The organism is Candidatus Pelagibacter sp., assembly GCF_052049775.1.
GTDB lineage: Bacteria > Pseudomonadota > Alphaproteobacteria > Pelagibacterales > Pelagibacteraceae > Pelagibacter.
Genome location: NZ_JBNGZH010000008.1, coordinates 22619 through 38700 on the forward strand (window position 1 = coordinate 22619; position 16082 = coordinate 38700).

A 16082-nucleotide genomic window follows, 5' to 3' on the forward strand; every position below is an offset into this window, starting at 1 on the left:
TATCTATAGAAATTATGGCAACAGACAAAAAAGGTATTCTAGCAAGAGCAAGAGCAGCAGCACGTGAAACCACTGCGGTTACTGATGAGGGCTTAAGAGCCTACATGTTAAAAGTTTATAACTACATGGCGACTGGAATATTACTTACAGGAATTATAGCGTTGATAACATTTAAAATGTCAGTTGTTACTGATGCAAGTGGTTCTATTGTGGCTTTAACTGAGGTTGGAAATGCCGTTTATTTATCAGGACTTAAGTGGATAGTTATGTTAGCTCCTTTGGGTGTCGTATTTTATATGAGTTTTGGGATCAACAAAATGAGTGCATCAAAAGCTCAGACAACTTTTTGGATTTTTGCTGCTTTAATGGGTTTATCACTATCTTCAATTTTATTAGTTTACACAGGTTTAAGTGTAACAAGAGTATTTTTTATTTGTTCAGCTACTTTTGGTGCTATGAGCATTTATGGTTATACAACAAAGAGAGATTTAACTAAGTTCGGATCATTTTTGATGATGGGACTAATAGGAATTATTATTGCATCATTAGTTAATATTTTTCTAAAATCTTCAATGATGTATTTCGTGATTTCAATTTTAGGAGTTTTAATTTTTGTAGGCCTTACTGCTTATGATACTCAAAAAATAAAAAACATGTACTCTGCTAGTGATACTGGCGAGTTAATGGGTAAAAAAGCGGTAATGGGTGCTCTGACTCTTTATTTAGATTTCATTAACCTATTTATTATGCTCTTAAGACTTTTCGGTCAAAGAAGATAATTTTATTTTAAAGTTTTTTCCAATTAGTATTTTTTAACAACAAATTAAGGTCTGAGGAATTCCTTAGTATTTTACCATTGGTATCCGTAATTAAATATTTTAAATTTTTATTTTTTGGCTTAAAGTTTTTGCAAATTTTATAAATAGCATTTTCAGCTGCATTTTTAAAAACACTAAATCCCACCTGTTTGCTTGAAATATTAAGACCGTAATCTTTCCAAGAACCCTCTGAAACCATTTTTGCATATAAATCTAATATTATTTTAAGCTCATTTTTTTCAAAAAAATGATTTTCATTAAATTTTTTTTTATCAAGATTATTAACAACCAGTCTTAAATTATTCTTCATGAGTTTTATATTTATTTATTAAACCGATTTGAAAGGCTGTAAAAATGAAAGTTATTGGAAGTAAACCCCAAACTTTAAAGTTGACCCAAAATTCCTCAGATTGTGTTCTCCAAACTAATTCATTTAAAATAGCAAGTCCAAAGAAAAAGTATATCCATCTTTTACTTAACAATTCCCAACCTTCGTTTGTAAGTGGTATTGATTTTCCCATTAATTTTTTTAACACAGGTTCATTTGTAAAATACCTTCCAAATATTAAAGCCAGACCAAATAAAATATTAATGATTGTTGGTTTGATGTAAATAAAAACTGGGTTATCAAAATAAATTGTAAGGCCACCAAAAAAAGTAATTAATATTCCACTCAACAAAGGAACTTTGGGTATTTTTTTTTCTAAAAACCAAACAATCGCTAATGCTATAATTGTCGCAATTATAAATGGTGGAATGGCTACTCTTAAATCTTTTCCACTATCGTAATAGTAGTAAAAAAAAATTACTAAAGGTCCAAAATCAGTAAGAAACTTTAAAAAAGATTTATTCACTTGAAGAATATTAACATAAATAATATTTTCACAAAAACTATAAATTTTTCTTATTGATTTTTATTTTTAAATACCCATACTAATCTTAATGGCAATTCAAAAAGCTAAATTTTCAATAGGCGATATTGTAAAACACAAACACTTTGAGTTTAGAGGTGTGATTTATGATGTAGATTTTGAGTTTAATAATTCTGAGGAATGGTATCAATCTATACCTAAGAATGTTAGACCAAGAAAAGATCAACCATTTTATCATCTGTTAGCTGAAAATGATGAAATAACTTATGAAGCCTACGTGTCAGAGCAAAATTTATTGACCGATGACTCTGATGAGCCAATCAAACATCCATTAATTGAGGAAATTTTCTCTGGTAAAAAAGGTTCAAGCTATTTTAAGCCGTCAAATTAAGTAAATTCACTTTTTAAACACATTTAGCTCAAATCTTTGTCACAGGGCATTGTTAAGTCTAATTAATTCTGATCAAGAGTGTTAAATTTTACCCTTCGTTATTATCTCCCTCTACATTCTTGATCAGATAATTATTTCGTACTAAATAACCCTAATATTTATTTTAAAAATAAAATTTTATGTTTCAATTACTAGAACCTAATAGAATTTTTTCTATAACTTCTAAAGCACCAAAATACGTTTTATTATTATTTATTTTGGTAGTCTCTATAGGTTTAACTGAGGCTCTAATTCTCTCACCAGAAGATTACAAACAAAGTCACTCTGTAAGAATAATGTATGTTCATGTTCCCGCGGCATGGATCTCACTAGGTATCTTTTCTACTATTACTATTCTTTCTATCGTTGGCTATATATTTAAAATTAAAAATTTCTTTTTAATTTCAAAGAGTTTGGCTCCGTCAGGATTTGTTTTTAATGTAATTGCTCTTGTAACAGGTTCTATTTGGGGAAAGCCCACGTGGGGAACATGGTGGGCGTGGGATGCCAGGATTACATCTATGTTAATATTGGCATTATTTTATTTGATGTATTTAATTGCTTGGAGAATTTATGAAGATAAAGAACAAGTTTTTAAGGTAACCTCAATTATTACAATTTTAGGAATAATAAATGTTCCTATAATTAAATATTCTGTAGACTGGTGGAACACACTTCATCAGCCAGCATCAATTAATATATTATCAAAATCTACTATTCATTCTTCGATGCTCGTTCCTTTACTAATTATGACTGCGGCATTTGCCCTATTCTCATTGCTAATTTTTTTAATGAAATATAATACAGAACTGATAAAAATTAAAAATAAGGGTTTAGACAGATTATGATAAGTGAAATTTTTTACATGGACGGATACGGAATTTATGTTTGGGGTTCATTTGCTTTTACTTTTTTAAGTTTTATGTCATTGTATCTGGTAATTAAAAATCAATATGAAAGAGAAAAAAATAAGTTTATTGTTAAATTTGGAAACCTAAACTCTGAAAGAGCTGCCTCTGCTAGACTACAAAGAATTAATAGAGAGATTCTATCCAACACTTCAACTATTTAACTTTTAAACCATGTATGGTCGTAAAGTTAAACTAAGATTTTTTTTTATATTCTTAATCGCTGTTACATTAAGTTTAACGATATTCCTTATTCTAAAATCATTAGAGGAAAATGTTGTATATTTTAAATCTCCATCTGAAATAAAAACTTTATCTGAAATGCAGCAGAAAAAGATTAGAATTGGGGGAATGGTAAAAACTGACTCAATTTCTATTGTAAATAAAGAATTAAGTTTTGTTATTACAGACTTTAAAAGTGAAATTAATGTTGTTTACTCAGGATTAATACCCAATCTTTTTGAAGAAGGTAAAGGTGTTGTTGCAGAGGGATTTTTAAAAGATGAGAATTTTTTTTCAGCAACGAAAATCTTAGCTAAACATGATGAAAATTATATGCCACCTGAGGTAAAGGCTGCTTTAGAGGAGAAATAAATTGTCGAGTTTAATTGGATATTATTCTTTAATCTTTGGTGTCGGTGTTTCAATTTTAGTTATATTTTTTTCTATTAAAAATTTTAATGATACTCAGAAGTTAGATACTAAAGTAATATCCTTAGTATTCTTACAACTTTTATTTGTAATAATAAGCTTCTCAGGCTTAATTTTATCTTTTGTTAACTCAGATTTTAGTAATGAGACAGTTTTTAATCATTCCCACACAACTAAGCCGCTGTTTTATAAAATCTCTGGGACCTGGGGTAATCATGAGGGTAGTCTATTATTATGGTTGTTAGTTTTAACATTATTTATATTTGTCTTTTTACTGAGGTCAAAAAATCAACCAAAACAATATAAAATTTTAACTTTATTATTCCAACAGATAATAATAGTTGGTTTTTTTATTTTTCTAATACAAACCTCCAATCCTTTTAATCATGTTTTTCCAGTTCCAAAAGAGGGATTAGGTTTAAATCCTATATTGCAAGACCCTGCATTAGCAATTCACCCGCCAATTTTATATCTTGGCTACGTTGGAACTTCTATAATTTTTTCCTCAGCACTAGCAGCAGTTTGTTCAAATAATATTACAAAAATTTGGGCATCACATATCAAAAAATGGGTTTTAGTTTCTTGGATTTTTTTAACTTTAGGAATTTTACTTGGATCTATTTGGGCTTACTATGAGTTAGGATGGGGAGGTTTTTGGTTCTGGGATCCAGTTGAAAATGTATCTTTAATGCCATGGTTTGCATTAACAACCTTATTACATTGTGTATTAGTTTTAGAAAAAAAGCTTATTCTTACCTCGTGGGTTGTTGTGTTATCTATTGCAACTTTTACTCTAAGTATGTGTGGTACTTTTTTGGTTCGATCAGGTATTTTAAATTCTGTTCATACATTTGCTAATGATCCAGAGAGAGGTTTGTATATTCTAATATTTTTATTTATTTTGATATTCTTATCTTTTTTTATATTTTTAATTTTTCATAAAAGTGAAAACGACAATTCCAAAACTTTCTACTTATTAAGTAAGGAAACATCAATTTTAGTTAATAATTGGTTTATGATGTATTTTTTATCAGTTGTTTTAATTGGAACAATTTATCCAATATTTTTAGAGGTAATTTCATCTCAAAAAATATCTGTAGGTCCACCATTTTTTAACAAATTGATCCTACCATTTTTAATCCCATTTATGTTAGCAATGGCAATAGGACCTAAATTAAAGTGGATTAAATCAGATATTGAAGACAAAATTTATTTAATTTCATTTTTTGTAATTTCTTTAATTTTATCAGTATTGATAATTAGAAATTTAGATATTAATTTTCTTTACAATACTATTCTAATTACAGCAGCTTTTTATTTATTTTTTATAACTCTTAGAGATTTTTTTCACAGAAAATATAGAAACCTGTCGCAAATTACTGCTCATTTTAGTTTTAGCATTTTGATACTTAGTATTTTATTTAATAATATTTTTTCATCTGAAGTTATTACAAATTTAAAAATTAATGAAACTTACCAAGCTCAAAATTTGAAGATTAATTTTGAGAGCATTGAGCAAGAAAATAAACAAAATTTTAAAGCAATTAGAGGAAAGTTTATTGTAGAGGATCAAAGTGGATTAATTGAAGTCATGCAGCCTGAATTAAGAATATATAATCAACCAAATATTGTTACTAGTGAAGCAGATATCAAAACTAATATATTCACTGATAAATTTATGACAATGAACTATGTCCAAAATCAAGATTATTTTAATATTCGTTATCAAGTAAAGCCATTCATGATTTGGATTTGGATTTCTACTATTCTATTGTGCCTTAGTGGCTGTTTATCTTTAATTAGAAAAAAATATGAAAACTAAAATTTTTCCTTTATTTTTAATTTTTACATTCTCGATAATTTTTTTTGTTTTTTACAAAGGTTTACAAAATACAAATATTTATACTCCTGAAACAAAATCAGAAATTAAAATTCCAAATTTTGAAACAAAAGAGTTTTTTTCAAAAGACAAAATAAATTCAGATCAGATTTTTATAGGAAGTGATTATTATTTATTAAACATTTGGGCTTCGTGGTGTGTTCCTTGCAAAGAGGAACATAAGTATCTAATGGATTTAAGTAAAAAAGAGAATATCAAAATTATTGGACAAAACTATAAAGATAATTTTGATAATGCAAAAAATTTTTTGATAAATTTAGATAATCCATACGATTTAATTTTTTTTGATAACGATGGTACAATAGCAATTGAATGGGGTGCATATGGAGTACCTGAAACCTTTCTAATTAAAAATAATCTAATTGTTAAAAAAATTATTGGTCCATTGAATGAAAAATTACTTTCTGAGATAAAAGAATTGACACAATGAATATTTTAAAATTTTTAGTTTCTGTGACTTTTTTGATTTATTGTTTTTCTTCTGATTTAAAAGCTAAAAACTTAGAAATTGAAATAACAAAAAATTTAAGATGTTTAATTTGTCAAGGACAATCAGTTTACGATTCAGACTCTGAATTTGCTAATAGTGTAAAAATTTTAGTAGAAAAAAAATTAAATGAAGGCTTAGATGAAAAACAAATATATGCTTATCTTAAAAATAAATATGGAGACTGGATCCTTTATGATCCAGGATTCAGTAAAAATACCTATTTTCTTTGGTTATTACCTATATTGATGTTTGTATTTGGTGGTGCAATAATACTCAAGAAAGTTATATTTAAAAAAAAAAAATTATGAATTATCTGAGAATTTGTTACTTGGTAATATTGTCTTTTTTAATTTCTTCTTCAATTATTGCAGAAGACACTAAAGTAAGTAATGATAATACAAAGTTTAATATTTATTCAGGGATGTTTGACTTCAGTGATAATGGAAAGAGATCTGCTTTAATTGGGTTTCAACATCAAAATACAGATTTAAACAGAGATACTTTTCTTGGTAATCTTTCTCCAATAACAGGATTTATGTTTACTGCTGATAGTGCAGCTTACCTGTATACTGGTGTGCAAGCACAATATTCCTTAGGAGCCTTAAATATTATACCAAGTTTTGCCCCAGGACTTTATAGTCAGGGAGATGGCAAAGATCTTGGACATTTATTAGAATTCAAAAGCGAAGTTCAGATTTCTTTAGATTTATTTCAAAATAGCCAATTAGGCTTATCATATAATCATTTATCCAATGCAAGTTTGGGAGATAAAAATCCTGGGGCAAATAGTTATATGTTTAATTTTCTTAAAACCTTTTAAACAAACATTCTATGATAATGAGATTGAAAGATTGTCACAATTTTGGTGATTTTAGAAAACTTGCTAAGCTAAAGCTTCCATCGCCTATTTTTCATTATATTGATGGTGCAGCTGACGATGAAATTACATATGCTAGAAATACAAGTGCCTTTGACGATGTAGATTTAGTTCCAAATGTTTTAAGAGGTGTTGAGAATGTAGATTTGTCCACAACAATTTTTGGTAAAAAGTTAGATTTACCATTTTATCTTTCACCAACAGCATTACAAAGACTTTTTCATTATGATGGTGAAAGAGCAGTTGGAAAAGCAGCTAAAAAATTTAATACAATGTTTGGTGTTTCTGCATTAGCAACAGTTAGCGTAGAGGAAATATCCTCTTTGATTGATACACCCAAAATGTTTCAGTTTTATTTTCACAAAGATAGAGGTTTAAATGACTCTTGTTTAGAGCGAGCTAAGGCTGCTAAATTTGATGTAATGGCTCTAACAGTCGATACCATTACAGGAGGAAATCGTGAAAGAGATTTAAGAACTGGTTTTACCTCTCCGCCGAAATTGACTCTATCAAGCTTATTTAGTTTTGCGACTAAACCAATGTGGGGAATAAATTATTTAACAAAAGGTAAATTTGAATTACCTCACCTCCAAGACTTTGTAAAAGAAGGTACAAGTACAAACTCTTCCATAGGAAATTATTTTTCAACAATGTTAGATCAATCTATGAATTGGAAAGATGCTGAAAAACTTTGTTCTCAATGGGGAGGTCATTTTGCACTTAAAGGAATAATGAGTGTAGAAGATGCTAAAAAAGCAGTTGATATTGGATGTACTGGTATAATGGTTTCAAATCATGGTGGCAGACAACTTGATGGATCGAGATCACCATTTGATCAGCTCGCAGAAATTGTTGATGCAGTTGGAGATAAACTTGATGTTATATGTGAAGGAGGAATTCATAGAGGAACACATATGCTTAAAGCATTATCTCTTGGTGCAAAAGCATGTTCTGGTGGAAGACTTTATCTTTATGCGCTTGCAGCAGCAGGCCAACCAGGCGTCGAAAGAGCTCTTGAGTTGTATAAATCTGAGTTAGTTAGAGATATGAAGCTCATGGGATGTACAAAAATTTCAGATCTTAATAGAAATAATCTTAGATTTAGAAAATAGTGAGTTTACAAAATTGCTATAATTTTGACGATTTTAGAAAACTTGCAAAGAAAAAATTACCTTCACCAATATTTCACTATATTGATGGTGGTGCAGATGATGAAATAACACTCAAAAGAAATACAAAATCTTTTGATGAATGCGATTTAGTTCCTAATATTTTAGCAAGTGTCGGAAAACCAGATCTCTCAACAACTATTTTTGGAAAAAAAATTGATATGCCACTCTTTTTATCACCATGTGCCATGCAAAGACTTTATCATCATGACGGTGACAAAGCATCTGCTAGAGCAGCTGATAAGTTTGGAACATTTTATAGTATGTCTACGATGGCAAATAACACTATAGAGGAAATTTCAAATATTTCAGGTGGACCAAAGTTATTTCAACTTTATGTTCACAAAGATCAATCAATCACTGATGATTTAATTGATCGTTGTAGAAGATCAGGATTTGATGGAATGTGTTTAACTGTAGATACTTTAGTAGCAGGTAACAGAGAAAGAGATCATAGAACAGGTTTTACAACCCCGCCAAAGTTAACTTTACAAAGTTTAATGAGTTTTGCTCTTCATCCTAGTTGGGTATTTAATTATCTTACACATGGGAAATTTAAATTAGCAAATGTGGCTACAAAAACAGATAAGGGCACCAATATTGCAAAATCAGTTATAGAGTACATTAATGAACAATACGATCCAGCAATGAACTGGAAGGACGCAGAATATTGTGTAAAGAAATGGAATGGACCCTTTGCACTTAAAGGTGTTATGTCCGTTGATGATGCGAAAAGAGCAATAGATATTGGTTGTACGGCAATCATGATTTCAAATCATGGTGGAAGACAACTTGATGGATCAAGATCGCCATTCGATCAAGTCAAAGCAATCTCAGATGCAGTTGGAGATAAATTGGAAATCATATTAGACGGGGGAGTTAGAAGAGGAACTCATGTATTAAAAGCAATCGCTGCAGGTGCAAAAGCCTGTAGTTTTGGTAAAATGTTTTTGTTCTCTTTAGCCGCAGGGGGACAACAAGGTGTTGAGCATTTACTTAAAAATATGCACGAGGAAATCAATAGAAATATGGTTTTAATGGGATGTAAGAACCTAAAAGAGTTGAATAGTTCAAAATTAATTTATAGAACTTCTAATAAAATATAAAAGTTATGGAACTAGCAAAGAGTTTAGATAGATTGGGAACAGAGTCTGCTTTTTCGGTATTAGCAGAGGCAAAGAAATTAGAGGCCCAAGGTAAGCCGATGATCCATTTAGGTCTAGGACAACCAGATTTTAAAACACCTAAACATGTTGTTGAAGCGGCAAAAAAAGCTTTGGATGATGGTCATCATGGATACGTGATGTCAAATGGAATACCTGAGTGTCGACAAGCTGTAACAAGATGGATTAAGAAACGTTACAAAGCTGAGATAGATCCTGAAAGAATTTTAATCATGCCAGGCGGTAAACCTACAATGAGTTACGCGATACAATGTTACGGAGAACCGGGAGTAGAAATAATTCATCCTACACCTGCATTTCCAATATATGAGTCTATGATTAATTATACAGGTTCAACGCCTGTCCCTTATGATTTAACTGAAGATAAAGATCTTAAATTTGATCCGGATAAAATTTTATCTCTTATAACTAAAAAAACTAGGTTACTGATTTTAATAAATCCAAATAATCCAACAGGAAGTTTTGTTGAGAAACCTGTAATTGACTATTTTGCAAAGGAGTTAGAAAAACATCCTCATGTTACTATTTTAAGTGATGAAATTTATAGTAGACAAATTTTTGACTATAAAGAAATGCCTTCTTTTTTCCATTATCCAAATTTAAAAGATAGGCTAATTGTATTAGAGGGTTGGAGCAAAGCTTATTCAATGACGGGATGGAGATTAGGTTGGAGTTATTGGCCTAAAGAACTTATTGAGCATGTAAACAAATTATTAATAAATAGCGTATCATGTGTAAATGCTGCTGCACAATATGCTGGTATTGCTGCATTAGATGGCCCCGATGACTCCATCAAAGATATGTTAGATAAGTTTACTTTAAGAAGAAATTTAATTCATCAGGGGTTAAATGATCTACCAGGAGTGGAGTGTAGTTTACCTGGAGGAGCTTTTTATGCATTCCCAAAAGTAATTGGTACAGGAATGAATGGATCTGAATTCTGTAAAAAAGCAATGCATGAGGCTGGAGTAGCAATAGTTCCAGGAACAGCCTTTGGTAAAACCTGTAATGATTACGTAAGATTTAGTTTTGCAGCATCAAGAGATAACATTTTACAGGCCTTAGAAAACATAAAGAAAATGCTTACTAAATAAGCTGTATTTTTGATAAAATTTTTACTAATATTATTTTAATGAACGAGCAAGTCCAAGCAGAGTTTAAAAAAATTTTTAATGGAAGATTTTCTACCTCTGAGTCAACAAGAGCAAATTATGCTAGAGGTGAGGATACTTATGATCCCGTTTTGTCTAAAGCTGTAGTTTTTCCTGAAACAAATGAAGAGGTCTCTAAAGTGCTCCGTTTATGTAATGAGCACAAAATTCCTGTTGTACCTTTTGGAACAGGAACATCTTTAGAAGGAAATGTTGTCGGTAATGAAAAAGGCATAACCATATGTCTTGAAAAAATGAATAAAATTTTAAGTGTGAATGTTGAGGACTTTGATTGTCGAGTTCAGGCATGTGTAACTAAAGAGCAATTAAATGATTATTTGAGAGAAGACGGAGTTTTTTTCCCGATTGATCCAGGTGCTAATGCAGCAATTGGAGGAATGGCTTCAACATCAGCCTCAGGGACAATGGCTGTAAAATATGGAACAATGAAAACTGTAATCAGTGGACTCACAGTTGTTCTGCCTAATGGAGATATTGTTAATACTGGTAGCAGAACCAAAAAAACATCAGCAGGTTATAATTTAACCAATTTATTTATAGGTTCAGAAGGAACTTTAGGAATAATTACAGAAGTTCAATTGAGATTATCGCCAATACCAGAAAGCATTATGTCTGCAGTTTGTCATTTTCCAACTTTAGAAAATGCAGTTCAAACTGCTCAACAAGTTATTCAATATGGAGTCCCTATCGCTAGAATTGAGATGTTAAACAAAGATCAAATGGGTATTAGTATTAATTACTCTAAATTGAAGGATATCGAAGCAGTGCCAACTTTATTTTTTGAGTTTCATGGATCCGAGGCATCTAATAATGAAAATATTAAAATTGTTGAGGAAATATCGAAAGATAATAATGGAAGTTCTTTTAAATGGGCAAAAGATCTAGAGGAGAGAAATAAGCTTTGGAAAGCACGATGGGATGTTTATTATTCTGTTAAAGCATTGATAAATAATGGAAGAGTTTATTCGACCGATGTATGTTTGCCAATTTCAAATATAACTGAATGTGTAAATTACGCAGAAGAGCAGGCAAAAAAATTTGGATTAAGAGCTCCGATGGTAGGTCATTTAGGAGATGGAAACTTTCATGTACTTTTGCCATTTGACCCTGAAAACAAAGAGACATACAAAAAAATAAGAGAATTTAACGATTTGTTAATTAACAAAGCGCTTGAATTGAAAGGTACAATCACTGGAGAACATGGAGTTGGGTTACATAAAAAAGAATATCTTTTAAAAGAACATGCTGACAACATTCCATTAATGAAATTGATTAAGAGAAGCATTGATCAAAATAATATAATGAATCCTGGCAAGATATTTGATCTAAATTAGTTAATTCTATCTTTAAATGAAAAAAATTTTAATCACTAGAAGATTAATTAAGGAGAGTGAGGATAAAGCCACAAAAACTTTTGATCCAATATTCAATAATAATGATGAGCTATACTCTCAGTCAAAAGTAATAGAAATGAGCAAAGGATGTGATGGAATTTTATCTTCTCTAACAGATAAGATGGATAAAGAAACAATCAACAAATTGCCAGACACGATAAAAATTATTTCAAATTTTGCAGTTGGATTTGGAAATATTGATTTAGATGCCGCAAAAAAAAGAGGCATTGCAGTTACCAATACTCCTGAAGTTTTATCTGATGCGACAGCTGAAATTGGGATACTTTTAATTTTAGGCGCATGCAGGAGAGCCTCCGAAGGAATAGTATCTGCTCAAGAAGGCGGCTGGAAGTGGTCAGCAGATTATTTAATAGGTAAGCAATTGACAGGCTCCAGACTTGGTATTTTAGGCATGGGAAGAATAGGACAAAAAATTGCAAAGATTGCAAAGTCGTTAGGCATGATAATTCATTATCACAATAGATCAAAGTTAAGTGATGAAAAAGAACAGGGAGCAATTTATCATGATAATATTAAGAGTCTTTTTTCAGTTTCTGATGTCCTATCAATTTGTTGTCCCGCTACTAAAGAAACAGAAAACATTATTAACAAAGAAACTGTTGAATATTTTCCTAAAGGAGCAGTTATCACTAACGTCGCTAGAGGAGATATAGTAGATGACGAAGCTTTAATTGATGCATTAAATCGAAGAAAAATATATGCAGCTGGATTAGATGTTTATAAAAATGAGCCAAACTTAAATCCTGGTTATAATAAAATTAAGTCAGCATTTATTCTTCCTCACCTAGGAAGCGCAACAAAGGATACAAGAATTGCAATGGCAAACTTAGCAATCGATAATATTGATGAGTTTTTTAAAACTGGAAATTGTAAAAATAAAGTAAATTAATTCTACTCAGGATTGAATCTAATTCAACTATTGCGACATCTACGCCTTTTTTTAGAAAGACTCTAATCTGATTCTATGTTTTAATTAATCAAGTTAATTAACTTTAATAGGAGTAATAATGACTAAAGAAAATAAATCATTGAAGGTGAAAACATCTTCAAGACGTAAGTTCTTTAAAACTGCTGCTAAGACTGGTGCTATAGCTGCAGCCGCTGTTGCAATGCCATATGTGAAGGCAAACGCAGCAACAACTTTAAAGATGCAAGCTGCATGGCCAAGTGGAGCTAACATCTTTTTCGAAATGGCTGGAGACTATTGTAACATGGTTAAAGAAATGTCTGGAGGATCTCTTCAGATTGATCTTCAACCGGTTGGAGCAGTTGTAAAGACTTCAGAAATCGGACAAGCGGTAAGTTCCGGTGTAGTAGATATGGGTCACTGGGTGACTGCATATTGGTATGGTAAAAACCCTGCTGCATCATTATTTGGAACTGGTCCTTCATATGGAATGTCATCTCAAGAAGTTATGGGATGGATGGAGTATGGCGGAGGAAGAAAATTATATGACGAAACACTTGCAAAAGTTGGTTTCGATTATGTTGGTTTTTTCCATATGCCTATGCCAGCTCAGCCTTTTGGTTGGTTCAAAAAGAATGTAACTAAAGTGTCTGATGTTAAAGGTATGAAGTACAGAACTGTTGGTTTAGCGACTAACGTTTTAACTGCAATGGGAATGGTAGTTAGACAATTACCAGGTGGTGAAATTCAACCAGCGATGAAAACTGGTTTGATTGAAGCTGCTGAGTTTAACAACCCTACTTCAGACTCTCAGTTTGGTATGCAAGATGTTTCTAAGCACTATCACTTAGGAAGCTTCCACCAATCTCAAGAGATGTTTGAGATACCAGTTAACAAAAAAACATATAATAGTTTATCACCTGCACACCAAGCAATATTGAAAAATGCTGCTTATGCTGCAAATAGTGATAACTACTTTAAAGCTTTAGTAAGATACTCAGCTGACTTAGCTAAGTTAATGAATGAGCATAAAGTAAATGTTTACCAAACTTCTGATGAAATCTTAGCTCAACAATTAAAAGGTTGGGATAAGGTAATCGGTGATTTCAATAAGAAAGATCCTTTCTTTAAGAAAGTCGTAGATTCTCAGAAAGCGTATGCGAAGAGAGTAATGAAATACTTGCTGATGAATCAGCCTAATTACAAACTTGCGTATGAAAATGAGTTTGGTCCAATAGCAAAAGTTAAGTTATAGTTAACTTTTCATAAATTTTAATGAGGGGGCCTCGGCCCCCTTTTTATTTGATTAATTCAAAACAATTCAATAAGAGTCTATATCTATGATGAGATCTTATATAAAATTTGCCGACCGATTAAGTGTCTCAATGGGCAAAGCATTTTCCTGGTGTATTGTAATTTTAATGGGTGGAACGTGCTATGAAGTTTTTATGGCATATGCTTTAAATGCACCAACTTTATGGAATTTCGATTTTAGTCTCCAAATGTATGGCGCGATTTTTATGATGGCTGGTGCATATACTTTGTGTACCGAGGCACATGTAAGAGGAGATGTTATTTACAGATTATTTTCTCAAAGAGTACAAGCTTGGATTGATGTAGTTTTGTATTTTATTTTCTTTTTTCCTGGCGTAGTTGCATTAGCCTTTTATGGCTACGAGTATGCTGCGCTAGCTTGGAAAATAAAAGAAACAAGTTGGAATAGTCCAGCTCAAATTCAAATTTATATGGCGAAATCTTTAATACCTTTATCTGGTAGCCTGTTAACCCTTCAGGGAATAGGTGAAGTGTTTAGATGTATTATATGTATAAAAACTGGTAGTTGGCCAGAAAGAGGAACAGAGCGTGATGCTGAAGAAACTGAAAAAGTATTAATGAGAACCTCACAAGAAGGAAATAAAGAAGATGTTATTTAGTCTGACAAATCCCGAAGTGGCAATAATGATGATGGGTATATTTTTATTTGCCGTACTATTAGGTTTTCCGATTGCCTTTACTTTAATGGCGATGGGACTAGGTTTTGGATATTATGCTTACTTTGATCCAACTAAGATGGAACACCTTTTTGATAACAGGATATTCCAACTTTTTGTTCAAAATACCTACACTGTTATGGATAATAATGTCCTTACTGCTGTCCCGCTCTTTTTATTCATGGGATATTTAGTTGAAAGAGCAGGTATTGTAGCAAAACTATTTTTTGCAATTAGATTAGCATCTCATAAGCTTCCTGCATCAATGGCAGTTGCAGCACTGATTACTTGTGCCCTCTTTTCAACAGCAACAGGTATTATAGGTGCAGTTGTTACTTTAATGGGACTACTGGCATGGCCTGCTATGATTAAAGCCGGTTATGATAAAAAATTTGCATCTGGAATAATTTGTTCAGGCGGGTGTTTAGGAATTTTAATTCCACCTAGTATTATGTTGATCGTTTACTCTGTAATTGCTCAACTATCACCACTAAGATTATTTGCAGCTGCTATTTTTCCAGGATTGATGTTAGCGGGACTTTACATTGCATACGCAGTGTTCAGAGCTTGGTTAAATCCATCAATTGCGCCAAAACCTGCAGCTGAGGAAATACCTCCTACTGCAGTAATTCTTAAAGAGGTTCTTGTCTCCTTCTTACCTTTATTTTCATTGATAATTTTAGTTCTAGGTACAATTTTAGCTGGAATAGCAACACCTGCTGAAGCTGCAGCCGTTGGTGCATTTGGATCGTTGGTGCTTTCATATTTTTATAAAACCCTTAAATGGAAAAATTTTAAAGAGTCTGTCTTTTTGACAGCTAAAACAACTGCAATGATCATGTGGCTTTTCATAGGATCGTGGACATTTGCTTCTGTATTTTCTTATCTTGGAGGCCACGAGGTTTTCGAACATTTCTTTAAATCTCTAAATTTACAGCCTTGGCAATTTTTAGTAATTACACAATTGATTATATTTTTATTAGGTTGGCCATTGGAGTGGACGGAGATATTAATTATTTTTGTACCAATATTTTTACCATTAGTCGAATTTTTTGGAGTAAATCCGTATTTCTTTGCAATGTTGATTGCTCTAAATTTACAAACCTCATTTTTGACACCCCCCATGGCAATGTCTGCTTACTATCTAAAGGGAGTTCAATCAAAGAATGTTGAATTGATGCAGATCTTTGGAGGAATAATGCCATTTTTAGGTATTGTAATTTTAGCTATGGTTCTAATGTATTTATTTCCAGGTATAGCACTTTGGTTACCAGAGACATTATTTGCAAATTAATTTT

Annotated in this window: 19 protein-coding genes; 17 read left to right on the forward strand and 2 right to left on the reverse strand. The window is 31.5% G+C overall.

The annotated features are described in order from the left end of the window. Nucleotides 1-14 precede the first annotated feature (14 nt). A complete protein-coding gene (locus ACTT83_RS01730) occupies nt 15-779 on the forward strand; it encodes a Bax inhibitor-1/YccA family protein (protein ID WP_440917679.1) in 765 nt (254 codons plus the stop codon). 7 nt (nt 780-786) lie between these two features. Here the strand turns inward: ACTT83_RS01730 and ACTT83_RS01735 are convergent, their stop codons facing one another. Beyond that, nucleotides 787-1128, reverse strand: coding sequence for a DUF2794 domain-containing protein (locus ACTT83_RS01735; RefSeq protein WP_440918489.1), 342 nt, complete (start codon nt 1126-1128; stop codon nt 787-789). After that, nucleotides 1118-1672 carry a septation protein A gene (locus ACTT83_RS01740; RefSeq protein WP_440916672.1) on the reverse strand — a complete coding sequence of 185 codons (555 nt, stop codon included), beginning with the start codon at nt 1670-1672 and terminating at the stop codon, nt 1118-1120. Before ACTT83_RS01740 ends, ACTT83_RS01735 begins: the two co-directional genes overlap by 11 nt. Nucleotides 1673-1760: 88 nt before the next feature. Between ACTT83_RS01740 and hspQ the strand changes: the two genes are divergently transcribed. The 16 genes from hspQ to ACTT83_RS01820 all read left to right on the forward strand — a co-directional run bounded on the left by hspQ (nt 1761) and on the right by ACTT83_RS01820 (nt 16078). After that, entirely contained in the window at nt 1761-2081 is a 321-nt protein-coding gene (gene hspQ / locus ACTT83_RS01745) for a heat shock protein HspQ (protein ID WP_440916673.1), read from the forward strand. Between the two features lie 179 nt (nt 2082-2260). Then, nucleotides 2261-2968 carry a heme ABC transporter permease CcmC gene (ccmC, locus tag ACTT83_RS01750; RefSeq protein WP_440917681.1) on the forward strand — a complete coding sequence of 236 codons (708 nt, stop codon included), beginning with the start codon at nt 2261-2263 and terminating at the stop codon, nt 2966-2968. Next, nucleotides 2965-3192 (forward strand): heme exporter protein CcmD, encoded by a 228-nt coding sequence (gene ccmD / locus ACTT83_RS01755; RefSeq protein WP_440917682.1) that lies wholly within the window; start codon nt 2965-2967, stop codon nt 3190-3192. Before ccmC ends, ccmD begins: the two co-directional genes overlap by 4 nt. Nucleotides 3193-3202: 10 nt before the next feature. Next, nucleotides 3203-3622, forward strand: coding sequence for a cytochrome c maturation protein CcmE (gene ccmE, locus ACTT83_RS01760; RefSeq protein ID WP_440918490.1), 420 nt, complete (start codon nt 3203-3205; stop codon nt 3620-3622). 1 nt (nt 3623) lies between these two features. Beyond that, entirely contained in the window at nt 3624-5501 is a 1878-nt protein-coding gene (locus tag ACTT83_RS01765; RefSeq protein WP_440918491.1) for a heme lyase CcmF/NrfE family subunit, read from the forward strand. Next, a complete protein-coding gene (locus ACTT83_RS01770; RefSeq protein ID WP_440918492.1) occupies nt 5491-6009 on the forward strand; it encodes a DsbE family thiol:disulfide interchange protein in 519 nt (172 codons plus the stop codon). The genes ACTT83_RS01765 and ACTT83_RS01770 overlap by 11 nt, the downstream gene beginning before the upstream one ends. After that, nucleotides 6006-6377, forward strand: coding sequence for a cytochrome c-type biogenesis protein (locus ACTT83_RS01775; protein ID WP_440918493.1), 372 nt, complete (start codon nt 6006-6008; stop codon nt 6375-6377). The genes ACTT83_RS01770 and ACTT83_RS01775 overlap by 4 nt, the downstream gene beginning before the upstream one ends. After that, nucleotides 6374-6889, forward strand: a complete 516-nt coding sequence (locus tag ACTT83_RS01780; protein ID WP_440918494.1) for an acyloxyacyl hydrolase — start codon at nt 6374-6376, stop codon at nt 6887-6889. Before ACTT83_RS01775 ends, ACTT83_RS01780 begins: the two co-directional genes overlap by 4 nt. 17 nt (nt 6890-6906) lie before the next feature. Next, the gene (locus ACTT83_RS01785) at nt 6907-8058 is read left to right on the forward strand and encodes an alpha-hydroxy acid oxidase (RefSeq protein ID WP_440916681.1); all 1152 of its coding nucleotides are present in this window, start codon (nt 6907-6909) and stop codon (nt 8056-8058) included. Beyond that, the gene (locus ACTT83_RS01790; RefSeq protein WP_440918495.1) at nt 8058-9221 is read left to right on the forward strand and encodes an alpha-hydroxy acid oxidase; all 1164 of its coding nucleotides are present in this window, start codon (nt 8058-8060) and stop codon (nt 9219-9221) included. Before ACTT83_RS01785 ends, ACTT83_RS01790 begins: the two co-directional genes overlap by 1 nt. A gap of 5 nt (nt 9222-9226) precedes the next feature. Continuing rightward, a complete protein-coding gene (locus ACTT83_RS01795; RefSeq protein ID WP_440916683.1) occupies nt 9227-10393 on the forward strand; it encodes a pyridoxal phosphate-dependent aminotransferase in 1167 nt (388 codons plus the stop codon). A 38-nt stretch (nt 10394-10431) separates the two neighbouring features. Continuing rightward, complete coding sequence (locus tag ACTT83_RS01800; protein ID WP_440917690.1) at nt 10432-11805, forward strand: FAD-binding oxidoreductase; 1374 nt, start codon at nt 10432-10434, stop codon at nt 11803-11805. Nucleotides 11806-11821: 16 nt separating this feature from the next. Beyond that, nucleotides 11822-12775, forward strand: coding sequence for a 2-hydroxyacid dehydrogenase (locus ACTT83_RS01805; RefSeq protein ID WP_440918496.1), 954 nt, complete (start codon nt 11822-11824; stop codon nt 12773-12775). Nucleotides 12776-12893: 118 nt separating this feature from the next. Then, nucleotides 12894-14048: a TRAP transporter substrate-binding protein gene (locus ACTT83_RS01810; protein ID WP_440916686.1), complete on the forward strand. Its 1155-nt coding sequence runs from the start codon at nt 12894-12896 to the stop codon at nt 14046-14048. 88 nt (nt 14049-14136) lie between these two features. Further along, nucleotides 14137-14727, forward strand: coding sequence for a TRAP transporter small permease subunit (locus ACTT83_RS01815; RefSeq protein WP_440918572.1), 591 nt, complete (start codon nt 14137-14139; stop codon nt 14725-14727). After that, nucleotides 14717-16078 (forward strand): TRAP transporter large permease, encoded by a 1362-nt coding sequence (locus ACTT83_RS01820; RefSeq protein WP_440916688.1) that lies wholly within the window; start codon nt 14717-14719, stop codon nt 16076-16078. The genes ACTT83_RS01815 and ACTT83_RS01820 overlap by 11 nt, the downstream gene beginning before the upstream one ends. The last annotated feature ends 4 nt before the right edge of the window (nt 16079-16082 follow it).

Bases quoted from the DNA above. Each gene is read 5' to 3' on its own strand.
- ACTT83_RS01730 (WP_440917679.1), top strand. From the start codon at position 15: ATGGCAACAGACAAAAAAGGTATTCTAGCAAGAGCAAGAGCAGCAGCA.
- ACTT83_RS01735 (WP_440918489.1), bottom strand. From the start codon at position 1,128: ATGAAGAATAATTTAAGACTGGTTGTTAATAATCTTGATAAAAAAAAA.
- hspQ (WP_440916673.1), top strand. From the start codon at position 1,761: ATGGCAATTCAAAAAGCTAAATTTTCAATAGGCGATATTGTAAAACAC.
- ccmC (WP_440917681.1), top strand. From the start codon at position 2,261: ATGTTTCAATTACTAGAACCTAATAGAATTTTTTCTATAACTTCTAAA.
- ccmD (WP_440917682.1), top strand. From the start codon at position 2,965: ATGATAAGTGAAATTTTTTACATGGACGGATACGGAATTTATGTTTGG.
- ccmE (WP_440918490.1), top strand. From the start codon at position 3,203: ATGTATGGTCGTAAAGTTAAACTAAGATTTTTTTTTATATTCTTAATC.
- ACTT83_RS01770 (WP_440918492.1), top strand. From the start codon at position 5,491: ATGAAAACTAAAATTTTTCCTTTATTTTTAATTTTTACATTCTCGATA.
- ACTT83_RS01775 (WP_440918493.1), top strand. From the start codon at position 6,006: ATGAATATTTTAAAATTTTTAGTTTCTGTGACTTTTTTGATTTATTGT.
- ACTT83_RS01780 (WP_440918494.1), top strand. From the start codon at position 6,374: ATGAATTATCTGAGAATTTGTTACTTGGTAATATTGTCTTTTTTAATT.
- ACTT83_RS01785 (WP_440916681.1), top strand. From the start codon at position 6,907: ATGAGATTGAAAGATTGTCACAATTTTGGTGATTTTAGAAAACTTGCT.
- ACTT83_RS01795 (WP_440916683.1), top strand. From the start codon at position 9,227: ATGGAACTAGCAAAGAGTTTAGATAGATTGGGAACAGAGTCTGCTTTT.
- ACTT83_RS01800 (WP_440917690.1), top strand. From the start codon at position 10,432: ATGAACGAGCAAGTCCAAGCAGAGTTTAAAAAAATTTTTAATGGAAGA.
- ACTT83_RS01805 (WP_440918496.1), top strand. From the start codon at position 11,822: ATGAAAAAAATTTTAATCACTAGAAGATTAATTAAGGAGAGTGAGGAT.
- ACTT83_RS01810 (WP_440916686.1), top strand. From the start codon at position 12,894: ATGACTAAAGAAAATAAATCATTGAAGGTGAAAACATCTTCAAGACGT.
- ACTT83_RS01815 (WP_440918572.1), top strand. From the start codon at position 14,137: ATGAGATCTTATATAAAATTTGCCGACCGATTAAGTGTCTCAATGGGC.
- ACTT83_RS01820 (WP_440916688.1), top strand. From the start codon at position 14,717: ATGTTATTTAGTCTGACAAATCCCGAAGTGGCAATAATGATGATGGGT.